This is a genomic window from Flavihumibacter profundi, assembly GCF_020076305.1.
GTDB lineage: Bacteria > Bacteroidota > Bacteroidia > Chitinophagales > Chitinophagaceae > Flavihumibacter > Flavihumibacter profundi.
Map to the genome: position 1 here is coordinate 1,702,932 of NZ_JAIQXE010000001.1, position 23,686 is coordinate 1,726,617.

The 23,686-nt window shown below is 42.5% G+C and carries 16 protein-coding genes; 5 read left to right on the forward strand and 11 right to left on the reverse strand.

The annotated features are described in order from the left end of the window. Window positions 1-2 precede the first annotated feature (2 nt). The 5 genes from LAQ65_RS07345 (at window position 3) to LAQ65_RS07365 (ending at window position 10,430) form a co-directional block, all read left to right on the forward strand. Complete coding sequence (locus LAQ65_RS07345) at window positions 3-2,141, forward strand: alpha-L-fucosidase (protein ID WP_224116303.1); 2,139 nt, start codon at window positions 3-5, stop codon at window positions 2,139-2,141. A 24-nt stretch (window positions 2,142-2,165) separates the two neighbouring features. Then, entirely contained in the window at window positions 2,166-5,423 is a 3,258-nt protein-coding gene (locus tag LAQ65_RS07350) for a GH92 family glycosyl hydrolase (RefSeq protein WP_224116304.1), read from the forward strand. Between the two features lie 56 nt (window positions 5,424-5,479). Beyond that, the gene (locus tag LAQ65_RS07355) at window positions 5,480-7,855 is read left to right on the forward strand and encodes a TonB-dependent siderophore receptor (protein WP_224116305.1); all 2,376 of its coding nucleotides are present in this window, start codon (window positions 5,480-5,482) and stop codon (window positions 7,853-7,855) included. 52 nt (window positions 7,856-7,907) lie between these two features. After that, window positions 7,908-9,389, forward strand: coding sequence for a pyruvate kinase (locus LAQ65_RS07360; RefSeq protein ID WP_224116306.1), 1,482 nt, complete (start codon window positions 7,908-7,910; stop codon window positions 9,387-9,389). Window positions 9,390-9,692: 303 nt separating this feature from the next. After that, window positions 9,693-10,430, forward strand: coding sequence for a hypothetical protein (locus tag LAQ65_RS07365; RefSeq protein WP_224116307.1), 738 nt, complete (start codon window positions 9,693-9,695; stop codon window positions 10,428-10,430). Between the two features lie 45 nt (window positions 10,431-10,475). Here the strand turns inward: LAQ65_RS07365 and LAQ65_RS07370 are convergent, their stop codons facing one another. The 11 genes from LAQ65_RS07370 to map all read right to left on the reverse strand — a co-directional run bounded on the left by LAQ65_RS07370 (window position 10,476) and on the right by map (window position 23,529). Further along, the gene (locus tag LAQ65_RS07370; protein ID WP_224116308.1) at window positions 10,476-11,426 is read right to left on the reverse strand and encodes an NmrA/HSCARG family protein; all 951 of its coding nucleotides are present in this window, start codon (window positions 11,424-11,426) and stop codon (window positions 10,476-10,478) included. A gap of 89 nt (window positions 11,427-11,515) precedes the next feature. Then, window positions 11,516-13,417 (reverse strand): MGH1-like glycoside hydrolase domain-containing protein, encoded by a 1,902-nt coding sequence (locus tag LAQ65_RS07375; protein ID WP_224116309.1) that lies wholly within the window; start codon window positions 13,415-13,417, stop codon window positions 11,516-11,518. Window positions 13,418-13,452: 35 nt separating this feature from the next. Beyond that, window positions 13,453-13,818 carry a VOC family protein gene (locus tag LAQ65_RS07380; protein WP_224116310.1) on the reverse strand — a complete coding sequence of 122 codons (366 nt, stop codon included), beginning with the start codon at window positions 13,816-13,818 and terminating at the stop codon, window positions 13,453-13,455. 67 nt (window positions 13,819-13,885) lie between these two features. Continuing rightward, window positions 13,886-14,500 (reverse strand): Pr6Pr family membrane protein, encoded by a 615-nt coding sequence (locus tag LAQ65_RS07385; RefSeq protein ID WP_317196988.1) that lies wholly within the window; start codon window positions 14,498-14,500, stop codon window positions 13,886-13,888. 55 nt (window positions 14,501-14,555) lie between these two features. Beyond that, a complete protein-coding gene (locus tag LAQ65_RS07390; protein WP_224116311.1) occupies window positions 14,556-16,337 on the reverse strand; it encodes a TIM-barrel domain-containing protein in 1,782 nt (593 codons plus the stop codon). 78 nt (window positions 16,338-16,415) lie between these two features. Beyond that, window positions 16,416-17,744, reverse strand: a complete 1,329-nt coding sequence (locus LAQ65_RS07395) for an APC family permease (RefSeq protein WP_224116312.1) — start codon at window positions 17,742-17,744, stop codon at window positions 16,416-16,418. A gap of 361 nt (window positions 17,745-18,105) precedes the next feature. After that, window positions 18,106-18,633 carry a GNAT family N-acetyltransferase gene (locus tag LAQ65_RS07400; RefSeq protein WP_224116313.1) on the reverse strand — a complete coding sequence of 176 codons (528 nt, stop codon included), beginning with the start codon at window positions 18,631-18,633 and terminating at the stop codon, window positions 18,106-18,108. 147 nt (window positions 18,634-18,780) lie between these two features. Then, entirely contained in the window at window positions 18,781-19,140 is a 360-nt protein-coding gene (locus LAQ65_RS07405) for a GNAT family N-acetyltransferase (RefSeq protein WP_317196994.1), read from the reverse strand. Window positions 19,141-19,394: 254 nt separating this feature from the next. After that, window positions 19,395-20,003: a dihydrofolate reductase family protein gene (locus LAQ65_RS07410; RefSeq protein WP_224116314.1), complete on the reverse strand. Its 609-nt coding sequence runs from the start codon at window positions 20,001-20,003 to the stop codon at window positions 19,395-19,397. 1,445 nt (window positions 20,004-21,448) lie between these two features. Then, window positions 21,449-22,123: a gluzincin family metallopeptidase gene (locus tag LAQ65_RS07415; RefSeq protein ID WP_224116315.1), complete on the reverse strand. Its 675-nt coding sequence runs from the start codon at window positions 22,121-22,123 to the stop codon at window positions 21,449-21,451. 641 nt (window positions 22,124-22,764) lie between these two features. Next, the gene (gene map / locus LAQ65_RS07420; RefSeq protein ID WP_224116316.1) at window positions 22,765-23,529 is read right to left on the reverse strand and encodes a type I methionyl aminopeptidase; all 765 of its coding nucleotides are present in this window, start codon (window positions 23,527-23,529) and stop codon (window positions 22,765-22,767) included. Window positions 23,530-23,686: the final 157 nt, after the last annotated feature.

Genomic DNA, 23,686 nt, shown 5'->3' on the forward strand with positions numbered 1-23,686 from the left:
ATATGAAAGGATTCACACTGGCAATCGCATTATGTTGCGTGGCTATGGTAATGCAGGCGCAAACATATGAACCCACCTGGGAATCATTAGATAAACGGCCGGTTCCACAATGGTACAGGGATTCTAAATTTGGCATATTCATCCATTGGGGTGTTTATTCCGTTCCGGGCTTCCGCTCAAAAGGACAATATTCCGAGTGGTACCAGAATGGCCTGAATTCCGGCGATACGGCTACTATCAATTACCACAAAAAAAAGTTTGGCGACCTTACCTATTACCAGCTTGCGGACCAGTTTAAAGCGGAATTATTTAATCCGGACGAATGGGCCCGGGTGATAGAAAAATCCGGCGCAAGGTATGTGGTACTAACCTCAAAACACCATGATGGTTTTGCATTGTGGCCAAGCCAGGAAGCCAATAAAACATGGGGATTCCCATGGAATGCAACAGTAGCCGGACCTCACCGCGATTTGCTGGGAGATTTGTTTACTGCCTTACGTAAGACAACCGTACATCCGGGCATGTATTATTCCCTGTATGAATGGTACAACCCGTTGTGGCTGAAGGACAGGAAGCGCTATGTTGACGAACACGAATGGCCCCAGATGAAGGACCTGATCAACAACTATAAACCTGAAGTTTTCTTCACAGATGGCGAATGGGACCAAAGTGCTGAAGCCTGGAAATCAAAAGAATTCCTGGCCTGGATGTATAATGAAAGTCCGGTTAAAGACCAAGTAGTTACTTACGACCGCTGGGGCGATGGCGTACGTTTCAAACACGGCGGCGTTTTCACCCCCGAATACCAGCCCGACCTCAACTTTGAAGACCATGCATGGGAAGAAAGCCGTGGCATGGGCATGTCGTATGGGTATAACCGTTTGGAAGATGCATGGGACTATAATTCCTCTAAATCGCTTGTGCTGCAACTGATCGACAAGGTGAGCGGTGGCGGAAATTTCCTGCTGGATATTGGTCCGGATGAACATGGGAAAATCCCTCCTATCATGCAGGAAAGATTACTGCAAATTGGCGAGTGGATGAATATCAATAATGAATCAATTTACAATACTGTAAGGTGGCGGATAGCCAGCCAGTGGGGAGAAGGCAGGCGCGATTACAAGCCTTCTCCCGGCAGCGAAGACCTGCTGATGACACTTACCGTTGATCCTAAGCCCGGCTATGCGGTTAAGGAATGTTTCTTCACCTATAACCCAGCAAAAAATAATTTATATGTGCATCTCCCTAAATGGCCATCCAACAGGAAGTTCCTTATAAAAGACCTGGTTTTGCAGGCGAATACACCGATGGAATTATTGGATTCACACCAGTCACTTAACTGGCACCAGCAGGGAAATGATGTACTGGTTGAGTTTCCTGAATTTGATCCCAATAAAATAAAAACGCAATATGCGTACGTGTTAAAAGTTGCCAATACAGGCGCCTTCGCACCAGCTTCCAGGGTAGACATAACTTACCCGGGGAATTCCCTTAAACCGACAATTACCATGAATGCCATTGCAGGTATTGAATACCGTTATACCACTGATGGCACATTACCCGACCAGTCATCCGCTTTATATACCCAGCCATTTACTGTAAACCAATCCTGCAAATTAAAGGTCCGTTCCTTCAAAGCGGGCATATTGCCGGGAAAGGTCACTGAACTACCAGTAACGGCCTATTCATTATTAACTGCTTCGAAGCCTGCGGAGTTACAAAAAGGCTTGCAGGTGGCAGCGTATGAACTTTATCCGAACCAGGTAAGTGACCTCGATACGGCAAAACCGGTAAAAGTTTCCGTTTCCCAGGAGATATCCATCAATGACCTCACCCGGACCGAATATTCCGGTCTGAACTATACAGGGTATATAAAAGTGCCTGCAGACGGGTTATACAATTTTCACCTTTCGGCCGACGATGGCAGCAAACTCTGGATAGATAACCAGGAAATAATTGATAACGATGGAAAACATGCAAATATGGAAAAGTCTGGAAGGATAGGGTTAAAGAAAGGATACCATGCTTTCAGGCTCGCTTATATAGAAGACAAATCCTCGCTTGCCTTAAAACTTGAATACAATCCCGAAAACCAAGGCAAGCGGGCGGTTCCGGCCTCTTTTTACTTCCACAATAAATAAAAATATAGTCCCTTATTCAGTCCCATGAAACTTTTGAAAGAATTGGCAAGCATCATTGCAATATTGTTCTCCACGGAAAAAACAATCGCGCAGGACAGGCAACCGGTTGATTATGTTAATCCCTATATTGGAACAGGCAAATCAGACCACCTGACGGTCTGGGAATCAAAAGGCGCTACATTCCCGGGCGTGCTGGCACCCTATGGCATGGTACAGGTGACGCCTGACGGTTATGATTATACGGATAAAATGATCAGCTCATTCAGCTTCCTGGATCATCACAGCGGCTGGTCTTCAAAGGGAAATTTTCAATTGATGGTTTCAACAGGCGCACCGGATTCCGCAACGGCTTTAACAGGATCCGGCTTCAGTCATGCTAATGAAAAAACCACTCCCTTTTATTACAGCGTATTATTGGATGACTACCATGTCAAAGCAGAGTATACCGCCACATCAAGGGTCGGATACATGCGGTTTACATTTCCGGAATCATCATCATCAAAAATTTCATTATCGGGAATTTCTGATACCCGGATCATTGATTCAGTTACCATTGCAGGCAGAAGCCGGGGATATTATTATGTAGCGAAATTCAGCAAACCATTCAGGTCCTGCAGGATTGCCGCAAACGGGCGCGTGGCACTCAATTATTCCACAACTAACGGAGCATGCATTGATGTTAAGATCGCGTTCTCCACCGCATCTGGTGAAGGCGCTGTAAGAAACCTGCAGGCTGAAGCACCCGAATGGAATTTCCCTGAATTAACCCAAAGCAACAGGAAGGTATGGAATGATAAACTGGGACAGATCGAAGTAAAAGGTGGAACAGAAAACCAGAAATCTGTTTTTTACACAGCCCTTTACCATTCTTTTTTTATGCCGTCTATACAATCAGACGCCGGTGCAGCAAATAGTAGTTATACCGGGATGTATCCATGGGATACGTATCGCTCAAAACATCCGCTTTTTACTATTATAGATCCGGTGCGCCAGGGAGAAATGATCAGCTCAGAGCTGGATGAATATGACAGGACCGGCTGGCTGCCAACCGGCAACATGATGGGCAACCATAACATAGAAATAATTACAGATTGCTATGTAAAAGGTATCCGGAATTTTGATGCAGGCAAGGCCATGGAGGCTATGCGGAAAAGTGTATTGGTACCACCTTATGCCCGAAGGGAAATGGCAGACTTTAACAGCAATGGTTACGTGCCGGCTGAAATTACCAGCAGTGTTACGCATACCCTCGAATTCGCGTATAATGACTGGGCATTGGCTGAATTCATTTCAGTTACGGGAAATAAAACAGCATACAAGGATGATTATGATACATTGTTGAGAAGGGCCGGCTATTATGCCAACCTGTATGAACCGGGTTCAGGCTTCATGAAAGCAAAATCCAAAGATGGACAATGGTCGGATGCCGGTTATTGTGAAGGTACGGAATGGACTTATTCCTGGTATGCGCCGCACGATATAAAAGGATTGGTAAACCTGATGGGAGGCGTACAAAAATTCACAACCAGGCTTACCGAATGTTTTGAGAAGGGCTATTACGTGCACGATAATGAGCCTCCTTTACATTATGCATACCTGTTCAATTATTGCAGCGAACCCTGGCAATCACAAAAATGGGCCCGAAAAATAGTCACAGAAAATTATACGAATACGCCCGGAGGTATCCCCGGCAATGATGACCTTGGGGCATTGTCGAGCTGGTATGTTTTGAGTGCAATGGGCTTCTACCCGGTTTCACCTGGCAAGCCGGTTTATGAAATTGGCAGCCCGCTTTTTGATGAAGTCATCATCCACCTGTCAAATGGAAAAAACTTCAGGATCAAAGCAACAAATAACTCCGCGAAAAACATATATATACAATCAGCCTCCATAGATGCTAAACTTTTGGACAGGCCATGGATTTCACATGACGATATCATCAACGGCAGGACAATAGTTTTTAATATGGGTGCACTGCCCAATAAAAAATGGGGTAGTAACCCGGCAGCAGCTCCCCCGTCTATGACTACAGGCTCACCAGAATTTACCTTCAGCGAACTTACCCTGTCAACCGCCAAAACCAGTCCTGATAAACCTTTCAACATTTCAGTGCTTATCCACAATAAGGGTAATGCAGCAGGAACGGCAGAATTATCAATCAGGACTGATGGTAAATTACTGAAAAATGAATATGCCATACTGCAGGCAGGGGAAACAAGAAGGGTAACCTGTCCAACCAGGCTGTACCGTTCTGGCGGTCACTACATTACTGTAAACTCCATTAAGCCGCAGCGCATTCAGGTTGAACCCACAGCACCAACATTTACTTATAATAAGCTCGAAATGCCCCAACCGGCATTGGTGATGGCAAATGACAGTATAGCAGTATCAGCCATTGTGAAAAATACCGGCAGCACTGCGGGTTTTGCAGCAACTAAATTTTACATCAACAACAAAGAAATCTCTCAGCAACGACTGGCATTGCAACCTGGCGAAGAAAAACGGGTTGCCTTTACATTCAAACAGGCTGATGATGGCGTATACACAGCAGGAATAGGGAGCCTGGAGCCGATGAAAGTCAGGGTTTTAAATCCCCAAAAACAGCGCATTGCAAATATTCATTTACAAGCCTATGGGAAAGCAGCGGTAGCGCTTAGTTTTGATGACGGACCTGCTGATACAGTTAAGGATTTATCCGGCCTTGGGAACCATGCCATCGTAAAAGGCAAGGTAAAATGGGTGGATGGATTATTTGGCAAGGCAATCCAGGCGGATGCCTCGCAGGAAGCCTATCTTGAAATTCCAGGCACCCCGTATCTCAATAAATTGAGCAATGGCAAAACACTTACCATGATGTGCTGGGTTTATCCAATGGATGAGGAAAATTTTGCTGATGTTTTTGCAAAAGGGAATTTGAATACGCTCCAGGTAAAAGGCGGTAATACAGTGATTAATTATTATACGGGTGGCTGGGAAGGTCACGAATCTTCTGCAACGGTCCCTGGAAACTGGAACCGGCACTGGCACCATCTCGCGGGGGTTACGGCTGGCGGATACCTGAAACTGTACGTTGACGGGAACCTTGTCGCTACAAAAAAAGAAGAACCCAAAAACCCTAAGGGTGAAACAGCCGGGCAGACCTATACTGAACCACCCTGGAATATTGGCAGGAATGCGCAGTCAACCGAAAGGGTTTTCAAAGGGTTCATAGATGATATTTTACTTTTCGAAACCGCTTTGTCACAGGAAGAGATATATGACATTATGATGCATGTAAAATAATACTGCCTTAAATCGTAATTATTTACTTTTGCGCATTAAAAAATAAAGGCAGATCCATGAAGAAAGTGAACAGGCCTGGGATTGTGATGGCAATAGCGCTGCTTGTATTAGTATTATATTTTCCAATACCTGCATTTCCCCAAAAGAATGTCGGATCATTGAAAGGGAAAATCCTTACTGCTAGCGGTGATCTTGCAGTTGCGGTTACTGTCCAGTTGAAAAAAAACGGAAAGATGACCCAAACCGATGCCAATGGGAATTTCATCCTGCAACATCTGCCTTTGCTTCAGGACACACTGGTAATTACATCTGTTGCGAGTGACTTTTTGGTCCAGGCTGTAAACATAAAGGACGGATCACCAGTTGACCTGGGCACGATTACACTCTCTGACAAATATGAACCCCTTGCGTCAGTTGAAATAAAAGGACGGTCCTTGAAATCCTATAAAAGTGATTATTCCTACTACGGAACAAAAACACAAACCGCGTTTAAGGATATCCCACAATCCATATCAACAGTAACCAAGGAACTGATCAAAGACAAAATGGAGCTCACACTCAAAGATGCTGTTGATGAAGTTACCGGTGTGAACCAATACTCAGGTTATGAAGAATATACGATAAGGGGACTCCGAGCTGAAAACCCGCACAATATTAACGGGCTTCGTGGTTACAACACCAGTTACACCAGTAATATGCTGGTGAATGTTGAAAGAATTGAAGTGGTGAAAGGGCCTACAGCAACATTGTATGGAAACTGTGATCCGGGCGGAACGATTAACCTGGTGACCAAAAAACCCCTTGATACCAAAGCAGCGGAAATATCCCTTTTCCAGGGAAGCTGGAATCATTGGCGCGCCCAGGGCGATATAACCGGTCCGCTCAATGCTAAAAAAACTATTTTATACCGGGTGAATGCGGGTTATGATAAAAGCGGTTCATTCCGCAACCAGGTCAACTCAGAATCTTACCAGGTTGCACCCTCTTTCACGTTCATTCCCAATAGTAAATTACAGATCAACCTTGACCTGTCTTTATCACATACCAATTCAGTGCTTGACCGTGGTGCCCCTGGTTTCAGGGACGACAATACAGTAACAAACACCCCGCATAACCTTTCGGTCAGCCAACCGGGTGATTACCTCCACGAAACTGATTTAGCAGCAATCGCCACTTTATCTTACAAGATCAACAAACGCCTGAGTTTTAATACCGGCTTACTGAATTATATCACCCGGCAAGATGTAGCCGAACATGGCATAAACAACTATGTCACCAATGATTCGGTATCCCTGTTTTACCACACCTGGAGCTATCCGACCCTAACCACTACCTGGACCAACTATTTCACTTATACATTTTTTACAGGCAAGCTTAGCCACCAGTTACTGGCTGGATACGATTACATCCGCAGTGAACTGGAACCGGAACAAAGCTATTTTGAATTGCCCGACCAGTATGGCGCTGGGAGTGGTATTGTAGGCGGATTTAGCCTGAAAAACCCGGTTTACCCGCAAAGGCCGGTTAGCACGTACCAGCCCTCAACGTATACGCATAATGGTGAAGGTGGCGATGAAAATATTTACCAGACACATGGTATTTATATACAGGACCAGGTCAGCCTGGACAGGTGGAAATTTTTATTCAGTTTGCGTGAAGAAATGTTCCGGGCTGGTGCGGATGGCGAAGAAGAACCAGGGGTAAATGTATTGCTACCCAGGTTGGGGATTGTTTATGCCATAAAACCTAATATCAATATTTACGGCACTTACAATAAAGGATTTGATCCGCTGGAACCCACCAGTACGGCACAGGTATTCAATGAACCCTTTAAGCCATTGATCAGTGAATTGCTGGAATTCGGAGTGAAAGGGAATTTCTTCAGGAATAAACTGGCAGCTTCAATTGCCGCTTACCAGATCAGCTTGCAAAATGTGGCCGTAAATGCCAATGACCCGGCTAACCCTAACCGTTATGTTCAATTGGGTGAGGTGACATCAAAAGGTGTGGAAACTGAAATCGCAGGAAATATTTTACCCAACCTCAGTGTTATGCTGTCTTATGCTTATTGTGATGCGAAAGTTACAAAAAGCAAGGTCCAGTCACAGGAAGGCATGATTTTGGAAAATGCACCAAAAAACACCAGCAGCAGCTGGATCAAATATGTTTTCACCAGGAATGCCATTAAAGGATTAGGTATAGCATTCGGGCATTCACAGGTAGGCCTCCGGAATACTTTACAAAGCGGACTGGTTTTACCCGGCTATATTGTCTTCAATGCCGGCCTGCAATATTCCTTCAAACATATGAGGATTGGCGCCAACCTGAATAACTTTACCAACCAGGGGTATTGGACCGGCGCTTATAATAATGTAAATAAATGGGCCGGTGCGCCAAGGAACTATATGATCAACCTGGGTTATATTTTTTAAAACCACAAATCAGTTATCCTGGTGCAAATGCAATTAAAATCATAATTCAACAATGGAGCCGGATCAATTAGGGATAATAAAGCAACAGCTACTGGAACTTGAGAAAAAAATGTTGCTGGAAATTGAAAAAAGAGCGGAGGTGTTTAAAAACATCCATCCCCTTCAATACCCGGCAGCAAAGAATATGATTGAATATTTAACGCTGCGAAATGAAGACATCCGTGAACTCCAGGATTCACTGCACATTTTCGGGCTATCTTCATTAGCCAGTTCAGAAAGCCATATCCACCGCCAGCTGCAAAGTATTTTAGAGCGACTGGGTAAGTCATATGCCCCCGATGAACTGGATTCCTGTACTTACGATTATAACAAGCTGCAGTTAGACAAAAAATGCAAAATCCTTTTCGGCGAAAAAAATGATCCTGTTTCCCCATACATAATGGTAACATTTGATGCTTCCTATGCTGGCAATTATGCATTGATTAAAAACCTCTTACAAAATGGGATGAATGTAGCGCGGATCAATTGTGCGCACGATGATGAAGCCACATGGTCTAAAATGATTTATCACCTTAAAAGGGCATGCAGGCTTACAGGCATTAATTGTAATATCTATATGGACCTGGCCGGGCCCAAGATCAGGACCAGGTTAATCAATAAAGGAAAGGATAAGGGAACTGTTAAAATAAAAGAAGGTGAGCTGCTTTGGCTGGCAGATGATGCCAAAGGATTTACTAATAATGAAATCGTTATAAGTCCCAATGAACCGGGCATCATAGCGATGCTGAAAACCGGGGAAAGGGTATTTATTGACGACGGTATGATAAAAGGTGTAATCGAAACGATCAATGAAGCGGGTGCGGCTATGCGCATTATCCGGGTTTCTTCAAAAATACGGCGGATCAAATCCGGGAAAGGCATTAATTTCCCTGACTCCAAAATTTCCATTTCCCCCCTTACTGCATTTGATAAGGCATGCTTACCTTTTATCTGCAAAAACGCAGACATGGTTGGGTATTCATTTGTACGAAATCCTGCCGACCTGGAAGGTTTACAACAAGCCTTAAAAAACCTTTCCCCTAAACCGCCGCATATCATTATCAAAATTGAAACCCCGGATGCTGTAATAAACCTTCCGATGCTTTTACTCTGTGGTATGCAACAGGAAGCCTTCGGGGTAATGATAGCACGTGGGGACCTGGCGGTTGAAATCGGGTTTGAAAGAATGGGAGAAATACAGGAAGAAATTCTTTGGATTTGTGAAGCAGCGCATGTGCCTGTAGTATGGGCTACACAGGTATTGGAAACCTTAAACAAGTCCGGTATTGCCACCCGTTCGGAAATCACCGACGCAGGTCATGCTGCTATGGCTGAATGTGTGATGATTAATAAAGGAGATTATACCATAGAAGTAATAGAAACCTTAAGGGATATTTTACACCGTACGGTTGGCCACCACCTAAAAAAAAGGTATACGCTTCGCCCGCTAAGTATAGCCGAAAGGTTTATGCATCATGAAGTGAACCTCCCTTAAATAAACACTCCCCTGCTATTATTGGTTTTGACAGGCACATTAAAGGCAGATTCCTTTCAAAATACTACTGAAATAAACCGCATTTATTACGATTCCGTACCAACAATTTTAGTAATTATTGCAAATAGTGACCCAATGGGTAGTATTTTGGCAAAAAAAATCCTACACCCTTAAATAGCAGTATAGCCAATATGCAGTAATCCCCAGCAAGTAAGCATTAACCGCATTTATCAATTAGCAACCCCCTGTTCAGCTATATACTTTTGAATTGTCAACCAAGTTGTAACATTCAAAAGCAAAATCATGAAAAAGAGAATTTTCTTCGCTATTTTGATTTTAAGCAGTTCCATTTCTTTCGCACAGAAGAAGCATTATATCAGTATTGAACAAGGCTTTACAGCGACACAGATGGGCAGCCAATTGATGGATTATATGTCAGCAAACAACTTTAATGCGAATAAGACCTATGACCTGAGTTGGCTGCTATTAGGACTGGGTGAATTATCCGGCACTAACCAATATCCAAAGCAGCAGAAAAATATCGTCAATTTCCGGATCAGGTACAGCTACCAGCGCAATAAAAAGACAGCCATTGAAGCGGGGATTGGATATTTATTCCAGACAAGTGTTGAAGGAGCCCATGTCCAAAACGGCCAATACAATTTCCTTACCATTGATGCCCGCCTGTCTACTTTTTATGTGGCGTATATGGTGAAAAACAAAAAGGAAAACCTGGCCATTGGCATTGGCCCGGCTTTTTCTTTTTGTACCATCAAACAGCAAACTCCATACGTTGAAGCTCCATTAACCAATAAAACCCAGTTATTGCCTGGTATAAATACCACTGCATACTGGAATTTTGTAAACCAAAAGAACTGGTTTATGGGATTGCGTACCGATATGACCTTCACCGCCCCGGCAAAAATTGAATCAGTCAGCATTACCAATCATAATAACCAATATTTTGTTTCCACTACAAGCAATGGCAAAATCAGTACACTGGTTTATAGCATTTCATTTGTTGCAGGGATAAAATTGTAAATCTTCCATGAGGGTATACGTGTCATGAATAATTACAGTAACTACTTAATCAAGTGGCAGGCGCTTTGCATTTTCGGCAAGCCACATGTCGAAGGACAGTAATTCCGGGTTTAAAGCCCTGGCATTATCAATATCCCTTGCTGCCGTAAATTCTTTTTCAAATTCCTGGTAATACTGGAACATGTTCCCCAGGTCTTCAGCACCTGGAAATCCAAATGACCGGAACATTTCAGGCGTCACACTGTTGTACCGTACTTCTTCGCCCAAAACTTTGGTTAGTGCTTTTGCCATATCAGCACAGGTGATGTGTTCACCGGCAATACCAACTGTTTTTCCGACCAGGGATTCCCCTTTCTTAAAAATACCATACGCGCATTTACCAATATCTTCAGCACTGATGCCGCTTAATTTTTTATCGGCCATAGGGAATGTGATCGCCAAAACACCATCAGCACCACGCTTTGGACCCATCCCAAAATAGATCAGGTTATCCCAATAAAAAGTGGTGAGCAAAAAAGTGACAGGCACGCCTGCATCGGTAAAGAAATGGTTGGAATCGCCCTTACTATCGAAATGGGGTACTTTGAATTTTTCCTGCAGTGTTGGCATCCTGTCATCATTTAATGGTACAAGGATCCTGGTATCTTCCAGTGTTGACCAGATGACATGTTTTACACCTGCGGCCTTTGCGGCCTCTGCCATACATTTTGCTTCTGCAGCTTCCTGTGCAGGAGAGAAATGTGCCCAGAAAAAAGTGACACAGAACGCGCCATATGCCCCTTCCATGGCTTTGTAAATTGAATCGGGATTTGCGAGGTCGGCCTGGACAACCTCAGCGCCCATAGTAGCCAATTCTTTTGCTTTATCTGAATTTGGGTCACGGGTAACCGCACGCACGGCAAATTCACTGTTCTTGTCGTTAAGGATGGCACGGGCTAAACCGCCGCCCTGGGCGCCAGTGGCACCGAATACTACGATAATTTTCTTCTGGGACATAAAATGAATTTTCTAAAGTTGGTTAAAATATAGAATGGTGAACATACGAGTCAATGCAATTGTTCAGTCATTCCCTGGGTGAGGTTAAATCAGTCCATATACCCTTTTTCTATCAGCTCTATAAAAGTGAGTAAGGCGCCCCAATGGTAAAAGCCATCTGCACTGGTTACATCACCGCCTTCACCGCTGGTTGAATTATAGTTTTCATACACACCGCCGTCTTTATTCCAGTTCTTCATTAAAAGGGCTTTTGACTTTTTAACCAGGTCCTGCCTTGCTTCGGGCACATTGTAATTGCGCATCCCCATGTACACGAGAAAATTCATGGGGCCCCAGATCCTGCCCCTCCAATAGTCATTGTCCTTGAATGCAGGATCATTCCGGGTGCAGGAAGGGATAACATATTCCCCATAGAATTCGGCCGGATTGAAATAGTGTTCTTTCATCATCCGTTCAGCCTGTTTTTGGGTGCAGGCTTTAGCCAGCATGGGATAAAAATTAGTTGGCGAGAGGCGATAACTTTTCTCGCCATTATCCAATCGTTTATTCAGGAATATCCCAGTTTTTTCGTCCCATAGTGTAGATAGTTTTTTAGTATAGAATGCAGCTCTTTTATTCAATTCCTCTGCTTCCTTATTCTTTCCCAATGCGGTGGAAATAGCTGCCAGTGAATGGCAGTCAAGGATATAAAAACTCATCAGTCCAACGTCGGCCAGTTCCATGGTATGGGAGCCGGGGTTGAAGCTAAGGGAATCGTACATCGGGGAATTATCAAGGCCGGATTCAAGTTTTGCCGCTTCCAGGTTATAGATATCGATCCCTGTTTCGACCTGGTGCAAGGAATCAGAAATGGGATTAGATCCCCAGCACAGGTAACCGTCCCTGTCCCGGTTCTTAACCCACCACCTGTTCCAGCTGATCAGTTCGTCGTACACTTCTTCCAGGAGCCATTTTTCCTTGTATTTGTTATACATCCAGAGAATGACAGAGCTGCCGATGGGTGGCTGGGAACGGTCCCAGGAAGTATTGCCGTAAGTAGACTGGTAATTCGGGATAAAGCCGTCGGGGGTGATGGTCTTGGTAATTTCGATCGCGTTTGCATAAGCGAGGTCTTTATTGAACTGGGAGAGCATGTAACTCGCGAAATAGGTATCCCAGTCAAACAATACAAAGCCGCCCCAGCCATGGCTCCAGTTGCGGCTTACCGGCGTTATTACACGTTTGTTGGGCGCATCGTAAATAGTGTTCCAGGCAAGTATGGTTTGCATGGCCTGGTAGGATGGTGCCAGTTCCCCGTAAACTGATAATTTTTGAAGCTGCGCATCATGCCGCTGCCGGATGATTGATTTGATTTCAACCAGTGTCCTGGTCCGGCCGGTATATATGCCTATTTCCTGGTCCAGCGGGAAAGTCAGGTGCGGTGTTGTAGTAACCGCATAAGCATCTGTGATTGCCGGGATGGTTGCACAAACGGTAATCGTATCATGCGGAAATAATCCAAGAACCTGGTTGCCTTTCCTGCCGACCATGCCTTCCTTATTCCAAAGAACGCCACCTTCAACCAAAAGGTAATTTTTACTCTTCTTATGCGGAGTGACCAGTATCAATTCATCCTTTCCATCTGCAGCTGTTTCAACTGAAATCATATCCCCCTTGTAGGTCAGTTCGAGACATGTATAAGTCCCGTCGTCAGAACGGATCCCCGGCATCACGGTTTCCGGCCTGTTCTGGATAGCAGCTGCCTTAAAGGTTTCCCTGAGATAACCTGTTTCACCAGGCCTTGCCATGCAAAGGTTAATGGCAAATGCCTGCGGAAGGCAGACCTGCGAGATGAAACTATTGTTGTACCAGGTATTCCAGCCGGTGGCCAGTTTGGCCTGCAGTTCCCTGTATTCAGGCGTTTTAATGTTGCGATGAACGGTTTGCGCATGTATAGCGCATATTGGTCGCAGTAAGACCAATGCCAGCAGTATAAAACATTTCCTGTTCATTATATACTCATTGCTATTTATTGCTTACGGTCATCTTACCTGATAAATTCCCCAAAGTGCCAGAGGATGCCGGATGGATCGTGCATAAAACATTCCCTACCCCAATTATATTCCCTGATCGGTGTCAGTTTTACATTTTTATATTTAGCAACCAGGTCTAAAGCCACCAGTTCGTTCCAATACCGGCCGACATCTTCCACTTCCATAAAAATCATTGAATTATCTACCCAATCCTTAACGTAAGCATCTTGTAAATAAAATCCTAATCCCTGTGTTTGGAAATAAGACATATTATGCGATATAATACTTTCCTGGAAACCCAGGTCGCGGTAAAAATTCCGCGACAGCTCAAAGTTTTCGGCTCCGATGAATGGTCGAATAGATATAGCTTTATGTTCCATAGTTTTAGCTTTTAATTGACGGTTAATTTGTTTATGATTTTAGCCCTATTTGCAGCAGGCTTTATTATCATCCATTCTTTATTGCTTTCCCAACCCTGACATATCCAGCGGAAAGCCCGGCAAATAAAACTACCAGTAAAATACTATTTATAAATACTTTTGACAAACCAAGATTGACTAAGTTAATAAATGGGTAAGGATAAAAATTCGAGAACCTACCCCTTATCAAAATGTATATAAGGTAAATTGATGGATAAATTAACCATTTAGGTATATCCCTGTAATTCACTAATAATTTTTTTTCATATAAATACCAGTAAATAATTACAATGATTGGTATTAAAGTGTGAAGCAATTCGTCCACTATCTTTTGAAGTCCGGTTGGTTGCCAAAGAGGTCGCAGAATAATCTGGTAAACAAGTCCAACAATAGTAATATAAACTGTAATTGCCGTTAGCGTTCCCGGTTGATATATGCGTGCCCATAACCCTTTTTCAGCTTTTAGTGTGATTAATGAAAAATAAATGGCAACAAGCGAATTTGTCAATATGGTAAAGAAACTAAAGAACCGTATTGTCGTTTCACCAATTGACGCAATCCTATTTTCCACCATCAAATAATACTGAACCAACACACCAAACCAGGCAATTATTGCAAAAAATATGGATAATAGCCTTTTCATATCGGGATATCGTTTAAGTGTACAATTTGTATAAGGGTTGAACACAAAAGTCGGGTTATTTAATTATTCTGTATTTCCCATTGATATATTTATCCGACCGGATAATCAATTTACTCCGTTTTGCATCGAATGAATATTGGGACTCCGGCAGAACAGTTCCATCTAATTCAACCTTTGCAGGTTTTGCGTCCATTTGAATATTGAGAATATGTGGTTTATGGATACCCTCCAGTGAAATGGTTAATTCATGCGCTTGGGCTTCAACTGCCACTTTTGTACTTCCGCTTGTATCAGGATGATGGACCGTAAACTCAGTTTTGCCTTCGGGATAAATAAGTAGCGTCAGGTATCCCGCAGAAGTTGTATCCCCAATTCCTGTGTAGTCGCGTTTGATGCTCATGGGCACAATGGCTCCTTCACGGATGTAAACCGGGAATTCATCCAATGGAAATTCCCGTTTAAATCTGGCAGGTCCCTGAACAACCTCTTTATCGTTAAAGAAATAACGCCACTTTCCTTCCGGCAGGGTAATTTCATTTTGTAGCTGATCCTGGTAAATGGGAGCTATTAGAAAATTATCGCCAAACAGGTAATGATATTTTCCATCAACAGGTTGTTGCAGCACGCGCCCACCATTATGCGCATTCAGTACGTAGGTATACATGTATGGAACCAGTTCGGTATGGAGCCATGAGAACTTCCGGATGATTTCCAGTTCCTGCTTCGAGCGTTTCCACAATGCCCTTTCGCCATGTCCACCGTTGAGAAAAAGTCCGCAGAAGGTTGAAAATTCCGCCCACCTGATGTACAGGCGAGGCGGGATCGTACTGCCTGAGAATCCAGCGATATCGGAACCGATTATATTGTAACCGATTTTAGCACTTGATAAAATATTCTGAATAGCCATTTCAAATCCCTCTATGCCATCCATGGCAATGTCAGTATTAGCTTTGTCTTCTTCGCTTATTTTTCCTGCAGACACCCAATTATGTCTTTGGTCACCAACCCAATTCACAGGAGAAGCATCTATAGGTGCAAATCCTTCCGGATGATACCAGCGGTCAATAGCCCTTGACATGGTTACAAATTCCGGGTTCTGACTAAGCCCGTAATGGTATTCATCGCGGTAATAGTGATCCATATAGGTTCTTGTTGTCATCAATCCTGCATGTGTAAATTGATAAGGCAGTGGCAGGGGCCCGATTGCAGAGTGAAATAAAGTGGCCGTACCATCCAGTTTCCAGCCATCAATACCTAATTTAAAAACCTGTTGCTGCAACCCGCGCCACCACTCCATGGCAGCAGGATTAGTATAATCAATAAAACCACCTTTACCTTTCCACCAATTTACCTGGCTACCATTGCCGGCTAAATAGCCCATCTCCTTCGCCTTAGAAAACCAGGGTTCATCATCCGTGATTTTTAAATCTTTATTATAACTATTAACCATGCTGGTCATCCAAAGCACAACCCGGTAGCCATCATCCTGCAATTTCTTAAACCATTGCGCGGGTTGGGGATACAGCATAGTATCCACTTCAAAATCATTATATCGCAAGCCCCAGGGACTGTCCAGGATAATAGTCCTGACGGGTATATCATGTTTTGCATAGCCTTCGAGCAAAGTATCAACGCGGCCTGCGGTATTGCGATCATCTTCCCATAGCCAGCATTCCAGCGCCCAGGCCGGGGTAAGGGGAGGATTCCCATGGCGTTGCGCATTAAAAGGTGTTCCCCGAAAGGGAAATTCAAACCACCAATAATAAATAATTGCCAAAATAACCAGGATGCTAAAAAAGTATTTCAGGACTTTACGGATTAGGGATGGTCTGGTCATGCTAACGTGAGGAGATAATAAAAAGGGGGTTAATTATTAGCATTAAGATAATGCCAAAATATATTCCAGCCAGCTATTTCACTTTAAAACACCTAAAAATTTATTTTTTTGCTTTACCCACCTTGTTAATAAATAAATAACGCATAAAGCCACAATAAAAATAAGGGTCGAAAGAATTTCCCATTTACCTAAACTGGTCAGTAACCAAACAATAGCACCAATACCAATTAAAGGAGTAACCCATCTTCCCGGAGCTTTGAAAAGATTTTCCCCGCCCTCGATTTTCTTCATGCGCAATTTAACGGTTGCCAAAATAACCGCGAGATAAACAAGCAAAATGATGGCACTTGCCATAACGGCCAATTGTTGAAACCCTCCTGAAATGGAAAAAACAAATATCAATGACCCATAGGTTATTACAGCAAGGTAGGGTGTGGCATATTTAGGATGAACCCTGGACAGGAATTTCGGGAATAATCCGTCGTTTGCTCCTGCAAATAAAGACCGCGGCGTGCATAATATATCAAGCGTTACATTTCCGAAACAGGAAAGGGCAGCACATAACAGTAGAATAGTTGCACCTGCCGGCCCGATAATTCTATCTGCCACTGCAGCTAAAGGAGCATTTTTAAACAGCGCCATTTGTGCACCCAAAACACCTTGTGTAACAGTCTGCAAAAGCATATAAACAAGCAGCACAACTATTCCTGCAATGCCTATACTAAGCGGCACGGTACGCTTTGGATTTTTTATTTCCCCGCTTGCGCCGAGCGAAGTTTCAAATCCGGCAAAAGCAAAAAATAAAACAAGTGTGGTATCGGCAAAACTTTTAAGGGACGGCAAACGCTCCCAGCGCAGGTTAACAGCATTCACTTCACTGAAGCCGAAAATAATAATACCCAGTAAGGGTAGTAGTTTTATAATTGTAATCATTTTTACAACACCAACACCTTGTTTTGCCCCGTATACATTAATCAATATCATGAACATTGCCAGGACAAGGAAAAACACACCACGTACCAGGGGATTCGAAAAGACAGGAAATAAAACACCCAGTGAGTCTGCTATAATGTTCATTAAAGCGGCGCTGCCGATAATGCCCCATCCAAAAAAATACATCCAGTTAATGATGTAGCCGGGAAATTCCCCAAATGCTGCCTCTACATACGCATAGGAACCACCGCTGGTAGTTATACGGCTTCCAATTTCTGCATAGCAAAGCATAATGGCTGCGAGAAGTATGCCGCAAAAAATATAGGCAATTACACTAAAGGCACCCAGCTCTGTCCCTACAATAGCAGGGAGTGCAAAAATCCCGGCACCAATTACGCCACTTATAATTGAAAATGTAAGTGCGGATACGCCAATAACACGTTTCAAGCCCTCATCAGGGTTTGCAGTTGGCATGGTTACTTTAGTGTTGTCCAAAATGTATTGCTGAAGAAAATAAATGTACCTATTGTGAATATAACTTTTATTAGCCAGAAACAATTTTAGTTTATGGAGACCCGCATCATCAAACTTTTATGCTGTCAAAAAGCAGTTTTACCAATACTGTTGTTAAAAGCAGCGCCTTGGGGAAGTGAATTTTCGTCTACAAAGAAACTTGTGTGAACACTTTTGACGTTTTGCGGTTCTACTTTCCGGTTAAATACCCTAAGTCAGATCACCTCATACATGTCACTATCCGGAGAATTCACCAAAGTACTTGTCCCTCATCCCACCCAGCGAGTATACCTTTACCAGATTTTTTGCCTTAGCATCAACTTTAATTTTTTTTCAATTGTAGTTTCATCATTATGTCCGTTTGTTCGTCATTGCCTAATTTGAAAATGTGTTTGTCAAATTCATTAAAGCCATTTTTCTTATAAAAATTGATCGCCCTTTTATTTTCTTCCCAAACACCTAACCAAATATAGTCGGCATTGCTCTGCTTTGCAACTTGGATTGCCTTTTCGTAAAGTATTTGTCCAATGTTTTTTCCGTGAAATTCCTTTAATACATAAATGCGTTCAATTTCAAGTCCTTTCCCGTCTTTTAATTCAGTTTGCGATTGTCCGGAGTTTAGTTTTAAGTAACCAATAACGTCATTGCCAAGAGTCGCAAAATAAAATTCAGCGTTATTGTCATTGAGTTCAGAAGTCAGCTTTTCAATAGAAAAACTTTCATCCAAATATTTTGCCATATTCTCCTCTGTGTTTCCTGGTGAAAATGTCTCGTAAAATGTTTTTTTGCTGATTTTTTGCAATTGGGAAATATCAATTGGTGTTACTTTTTTCAGGTTTATATTTTCCATACAATCTAAGGGTGAGTGGTTTTAAGATTGCCTCTAACCAGCAGGTTTTGTGAATGGTGTAGAATTTTAAATTCGCCCGCCGGAATTGCTGCCTGGCTATTTGATAAAGTTAAATATTAAGAACTCTGGATAACAATCTTAGACGAATTATAATTTATGTAGCAGGTCCAATTCCATAAACACTAACCAGTTTCTTAGACGCTCCGGAAAATCATAATAGGGATCACATTGTTTAAACCCGATGCTTTCGTAGAGTCTTTGTGCTTCCAACTGCCTGAAACTTGTGTCAAGTTTCATGTGCCTGAAACCCAGGTATCTTGCCCTTGCTACGATTTCCAGGGCCAGTTGCCTGCCAACCCCAAGGCCGTGAAATTGTTCATATACGAACATGCGTTTCATTTCACAGGAATCATAGTCAATCCTTTTTAGGGCAACACATCCGGCCGGGGTATTTTCATAATGTGTTAAAAGCAGAGCTCCGTCGGGATAAATATATTTCCCCGGCAGTTCCTATAATTCTTTCTCAAAAGCTGCTTTGTCAAAATATTCACTGATAAGTGCTTTATCTTCAACATGGCGACCAAAGTGCCAATTAACGAAGGTTCGAAGAAGTTGCCGAACAGGTTCGCAATTCGTTTCAGATTCAACAAGAGTGACTTTAATCTTGTTATTTGTTGTCACATGTTTAAAAATTAGGCGATGCGGTCTTGGTTTAGCATCCATCCACCCTGACGAAACAAATATTATCCTTTTATTTCTCCTTATGCGCCGATAGTACCTGTCTGGACTTTCCCAGCCCGCTTGTAATTGGTAATAATAACGCCACCAGGTGTAACAATGCTCTCTACTAATGTAAATGCTGCCGGAATCGCTCCTTTGTCAAAAAGTTTTTTGCCCTTACCTAAAGTCAGGGGATGAATTTTGAGCCTGAGTTCGTCTACAAGGTCATTCCTAAGTAGCAACTGAACGAGCTCACTGCTACCCCAAACCTGGATGTCAGGGCCTTTTGAATTTTTGAGCTTTTTTATATCTGCCAGCTTTTTTATAACAACTGAGTTTTTCCACCCGGTAACTAAGGGGTCCGATTTTTTCATGCTTTTGGAAAACACGTATTTAAACCCTTCATTAATACCCGGCCAAAATTCTCCATGTTGAGGCCAGTAAGCGGCCCAAATTTCATATGTTTTCCTGCCCAGAAGATAATCTGCAGGTTGCAGCTCTTTTTGCACTACCTCACCATAAACTTCGTCAGAATAAGGCGCCACCCACCCGCCATATTTAAAACCGCCTGATGTATCTTCCTTAGGTCCACCGGGTGACTGCATGACACCATCTAATGTAATCATTGACAAGACGATTATTTTTCTCATGTTATTTCACCTCCTTTTGCAATTTAGTTTTTAAGAACTTCTTCAAAAATGGTTTCCTATGGTACAAATATCGCATGATCTTTATTCCCTTAACAATCATTGCCAATGCAGTTGTTGTGCGTACGCCTTTCGTTTTTTCTTAACGAAATTCATTTTCCGGTTTGCAAATACTTTATGGCTCTTTCCAACACCTAATCTTTCCCTGCCTGAAAACCTTTGAATGTTGGATGTGCTACTATATCAGGCTGTATACCGGCTCTGTCAATGGGAAACCCACTTAGCCAAAGCCTTAAATCTCCGGGAATAAAATAATTTACAAAATAAGCATTAGCACCTGCAGTTGGAGTGCCGATAATTGTGGTATTAAACACCTTTTTATAAACACTTGTCAGATATTCCGTAAAAGCTTTACGCCAAGCCATTGACCCGGAATACCATTTTTACTTTTGTTGCGGATGTCAAATTATATCGCAGGCTAATTAATTCTTTTTCATCTTCGTCGCCGAAACCGCATCTGCAATTGTTTACAAGCGATAATACCGAAGAACTGCTTCTACAAGACTCGAAAAACTACCAGCCATGTAATGGGTTGCCCGGTGGCTTACCACCTAACTCCAGTCGATGGTGCACTCCTATTACGAGTGATCAGGCTATCATTTACTTTAGACATTTTGTCAGTTTTTAAGTTTTTCAAAAATTGGATTTACTGTTATTTGCGGGTAGCGGGAGTGCAATTTGGGGGATTTTAACATGGTCTTCATGTGGTCCTTAACTGGTCCTTAAGTGGTCCTTAAAAACACTCATCAAACTCCCACAATTTGCCAGGGTTAACAGCCAGGCCATTAGCCGTCAATCTGGCATAACGGAATCTTTAACTGCTGGTTACCGGCACCGCTCCTCCCGGTAAGCCGGACGCGCAGGCGTTTAGGGTATGAACCGGTTAAGGATATCCAGGGATTACAAAATCACCCAGGTGAACAATTCCGTCCATATAAAAAGTGATATGTTGAATAGAAACGAGGCAGGATCGGTGAATACGCACAAACATTTGAGGGGCACCCGACGAACAATATATCGGGAATTCGGACACTAGTGATCCGTTTTTGAGCGTTGAAGAAAATGTTTTCCTGGATCATACTTGCAGGTTTTTGGTTTATGATTTGTTTAGGTAACTATACACAGCAGAAACATACGCTCCAAATATGCTGATCCAACTGCACAAAAAGGTGATTCAACGGTATCAACTCCTGATCAACCGGTAGTGCCAGGCAGGTAAAAAAGGATGGGTGGGTAAAAAAAGAAGGAAAAATAAGTGGCAAAACGCTCCCGAATTTGTCGTTTTGGCTCCCGAATTCGCGTTTTTGGTAATTGGAACTTGCTGATCAAACAATCAAACAGCGTAAAGCCTTGAATTTTCCGGAGGCGAGGCTAAATTCGTCCAGTTTTCAGGGGATTGAGACAATTCCATACTTTGTGCTTACGAATGCAAACCACTTTTTGGTGAATTCTTCGTCATCCATTTTCAAAGTGTCTTTTAAATTACCATTATTCTGAATTAAGGATTTTAATGCATTTGTTCCGTAAGTTTCTGCAATGAATTGTGCAATAAAGTATCCTACTTCATAAATTTTCTGATCAGACAAATCGTTTAGCTCATTAAGTGTAGGTGGCTTTTGGCTTACCAGGTAAGGAAGCATGTGTGGGTCCCAGGGAAAGTTGGCTTCATACAGGGCAATAGATTCCCACAGCCAGCGTGGGTTATTGCCAATAGTACTATTGATTTTCATAGAAACACAATGAGCAAATTCGTGTTTCGTGTTTCTTATCATTGTCTGATAATCTTGTTTTGTGTCATTAGGTGAAATCATATGTATCTCCGAAACGCTTATTGCTTGTCCAACTGCCCATATCGGAAAACCCGGGAATACCTTTAGAAGGTCGGCTATGTTCTTGTAATAATGAACATTCACAACCGGAAGGTCTCCCGACTGAAGATGTGAAGTTATTTTTGGATAGCCATTTTCAAGACTGTCTGCAATTTCTTTAATGTTGGAATCATCCAGGACTGTGTAATAGATTTTAAAATGTGCCGTGTTAAACACCCTGTCTTTTTTACCCAAACCTGTGCAACTAAAAGCCAAAGAAAGTATGCTTACTAAAAAAATAATGACCGGCATTTTTGTCAGCATTTTAAATGAAATATTTGTTGATCAAGGTTACACACAAATTACAGGGTTTACCGATGTGGTGGAATCTGAAAATCGTTCACCCGGACCCGGTTTTTGCTACTAACAAATTGTCAAAAGCCACAACATTAAAAATGGTTAGCAGAATTGGTAAAACTAAAACGACGAATAACACCAACAAAATAAACAGGGTGCTTTTGTTGTCATCTTTAGCCCTTTAAACAGTTTTATCATTCCAGTAATTTTCAGCAATAATTGATTTGAATGTCAGTATATTTTATGGACCGTACAAATTATACTTTAGTGCCACCTGGCTTGCGGGTAATGCCAGCGGATTTCCGAAGGTTGGATCCGCGGTATCAACCAGACCGTAAGTTGTTAATAGTGATTTACTGTTTAAAAATGCACAGTTGTCCGCTGAGGGTTTTTGATTGGACACAACGGTCCTCTAATTAGCGATGAGGGATTTTTTTGCAGTTCCGTCCAAGCGAAGCCGTTCAGCCAACCAATTGCAAATAAGATATTAGTGGTTCGGACTTCCTGTTATTGGATATTGTCCTGGTTTGCAAGTTTTATTAATTCCAAATTCCATTCATCTCTGTCAGTACAATTGGTTTTCCGTCGGTAACAACAATTGTATGTTCGTGTTGAGCCATAAAACCTCCATTATTTCCAACCATTGTCCAACCGTCATAAATGGTTTCGGCATATGTTGACGCTGTTGATATAAACGTTTCAATAGCAACGACAGAATTTTTCTTAAATCTTGCCTGATTAAAACGATCCCTGTAGTTCGCAATCTCGCCTGGTTCTTCGTGAAGGCCCCTTCCTATTCCATGTCCTGTAAGATTCCTGATGACTTTGTAACCACGTTTTTTGGCTTCTGTTTCTATCAAATGCCCGATGTCCGAAATACGAATCCCGCCTTTTATATTATATATAGCTTTATGTAGAATCTGCCTTGAAGCGTCTATTAATTTTTGGTGCCGGTTGACATCTTCGCCAAGTACAAATGAGCCTCCGTTGTCAGACCAATAACCATTAAGTTCGGCTGAAACATCAATGTTCACCAAATCGCCTTCATTCAGTATTCTGTTGTCTGACGGGATACCGTGGCAAAACTCATTGTTCACACTTATACAAGTCCAACCAGGAAAGCGATAGGCCAAAAATGGGGCTGATTTTGCCCCAAAATCTGCCAATATACCTGCGCCATAATTGTCTAATTGCTTTGTTGTCATACCAGGTTGAGCATAGTTTCTCATTTCCTTTAAGGTGTATGCAACAGCTTCACTTGCTTTTTGCATTCCGATTAGTTCCGCTTCCCTTGTTATTGACATATTCGCTTAATTAGTTTGTTTGTTTGCCGGACTGTCATCATAACCTGCCCACACCCAAAGTTAAGTTTAAAATTAAAAGCTCACTATTTATACTAAATTTAAAAGATTCTGGTCATACCGAAACTTAATCCTGGCTTTGCTTTAACTGATATTTATG

Excerpts from the sequence above, each read along its gene's own strand:
- LAQ65_RS07350 (WP_224116304.1), top strand. The coding sequence starts at position 2,166 with ATGAAACTTTTGAAAGAATTGGCAAGCATCATTGCAATATTGTTCTCC.
- LAQ65_RS07390 (WP_224116311.1), bottom strand. The coding sequence starts at position 16,337 with ATGACCAGACCATCCCTAATCCGTAAAGTCCTGAAATACTTTTTTAGC.
- LAQ65_RS07355 (WP_224116305.1), top strand. The coding sequence starts at position 5,480 with ATGAAGAAAGTGAACAGGCCTGGGATTGTGATGGCAATAGCGCTGCTT.
- LAQ65_RS07400 (WP_224116313.1), bottom strand. The coding sequence starts at position 18,633 with ATGGAAAATATAAACCTGAAAAAAGTAACACCAATTGATATTTCCCAA.
- LAQ65_RS07385 (WP_317196988.1), bottom strand. The coding sequence starts at position 14,500 with ATGAAAAGGCTATTATCCATATTTTTTGCAATAATTGCCTGGTTTGGT.
- LAQ65_RS07380 (WP_224116310.1), bottom strand. The coding sequence starts at position 13,818 with ATGGAACATAAAGCTATATCTATTCGACCATTCATCGGAGCCGAAAAC.
- LAQ65_RS07410 (WP_224116314.1), bottom strand. The coding sequence starts at position 20,003 with ATGAGAAAAATAATCGTCTTGTCAATGATTACATTAGATGGTGTCATG.
- map (WP_224116316.1), bottom strand. The coding sequence starts at position 23,529 with ATGTCAATAACAAGGGAAGCGGAACTAATCGGAATGCAAAAAGCAAGT.
- LAQ65_RS07370 (WP_224116308.1), bottom strand. The coding sequence starts at position 11,426 with ATGTCCCAGAAGAAAATTATCGTAGTATTCGGTGCCACTGGCGCCCAG.
- LAQ65_RS07345 (WP_224116303.1), top strand. The coding sequence starts at position 3 with ATGAAAGGATTCACACTGGCAATCGCATTATGTTGCGTGGCTATGGTA.
- LAQ65_RS07365 (WP_224116307.1), top strand. The coding sequence starts at position 9,693 with ATGAAAAAGAGAATTTTCTTCGCTATTTTGATTTTAAGCAGTTCCATT.
- LAQ65_RS07395 (WP_224116312.1), bottom strand. The coding sequence starts at position 17,744 with ATGCCAACTGCAAACCCTGATGAGGGCTTGAAACGTGTTATTGGCGTA.
- LAQ65_RS07360 (WP_224116306.1), top strand. The coding sequence starts at position 7,908 with ATGGAGCCGGATCAATTAGGGATAATAAAGCAACAGCTACTGGAACTT.
- LAQ65_RS07375 (WP_224116309.1), bottom strand. The coding sequence starts at position 13,417 with ATGAACAGGAAATGTTTTATACTGCTGGCATTGGTCTTACTGCGACCA.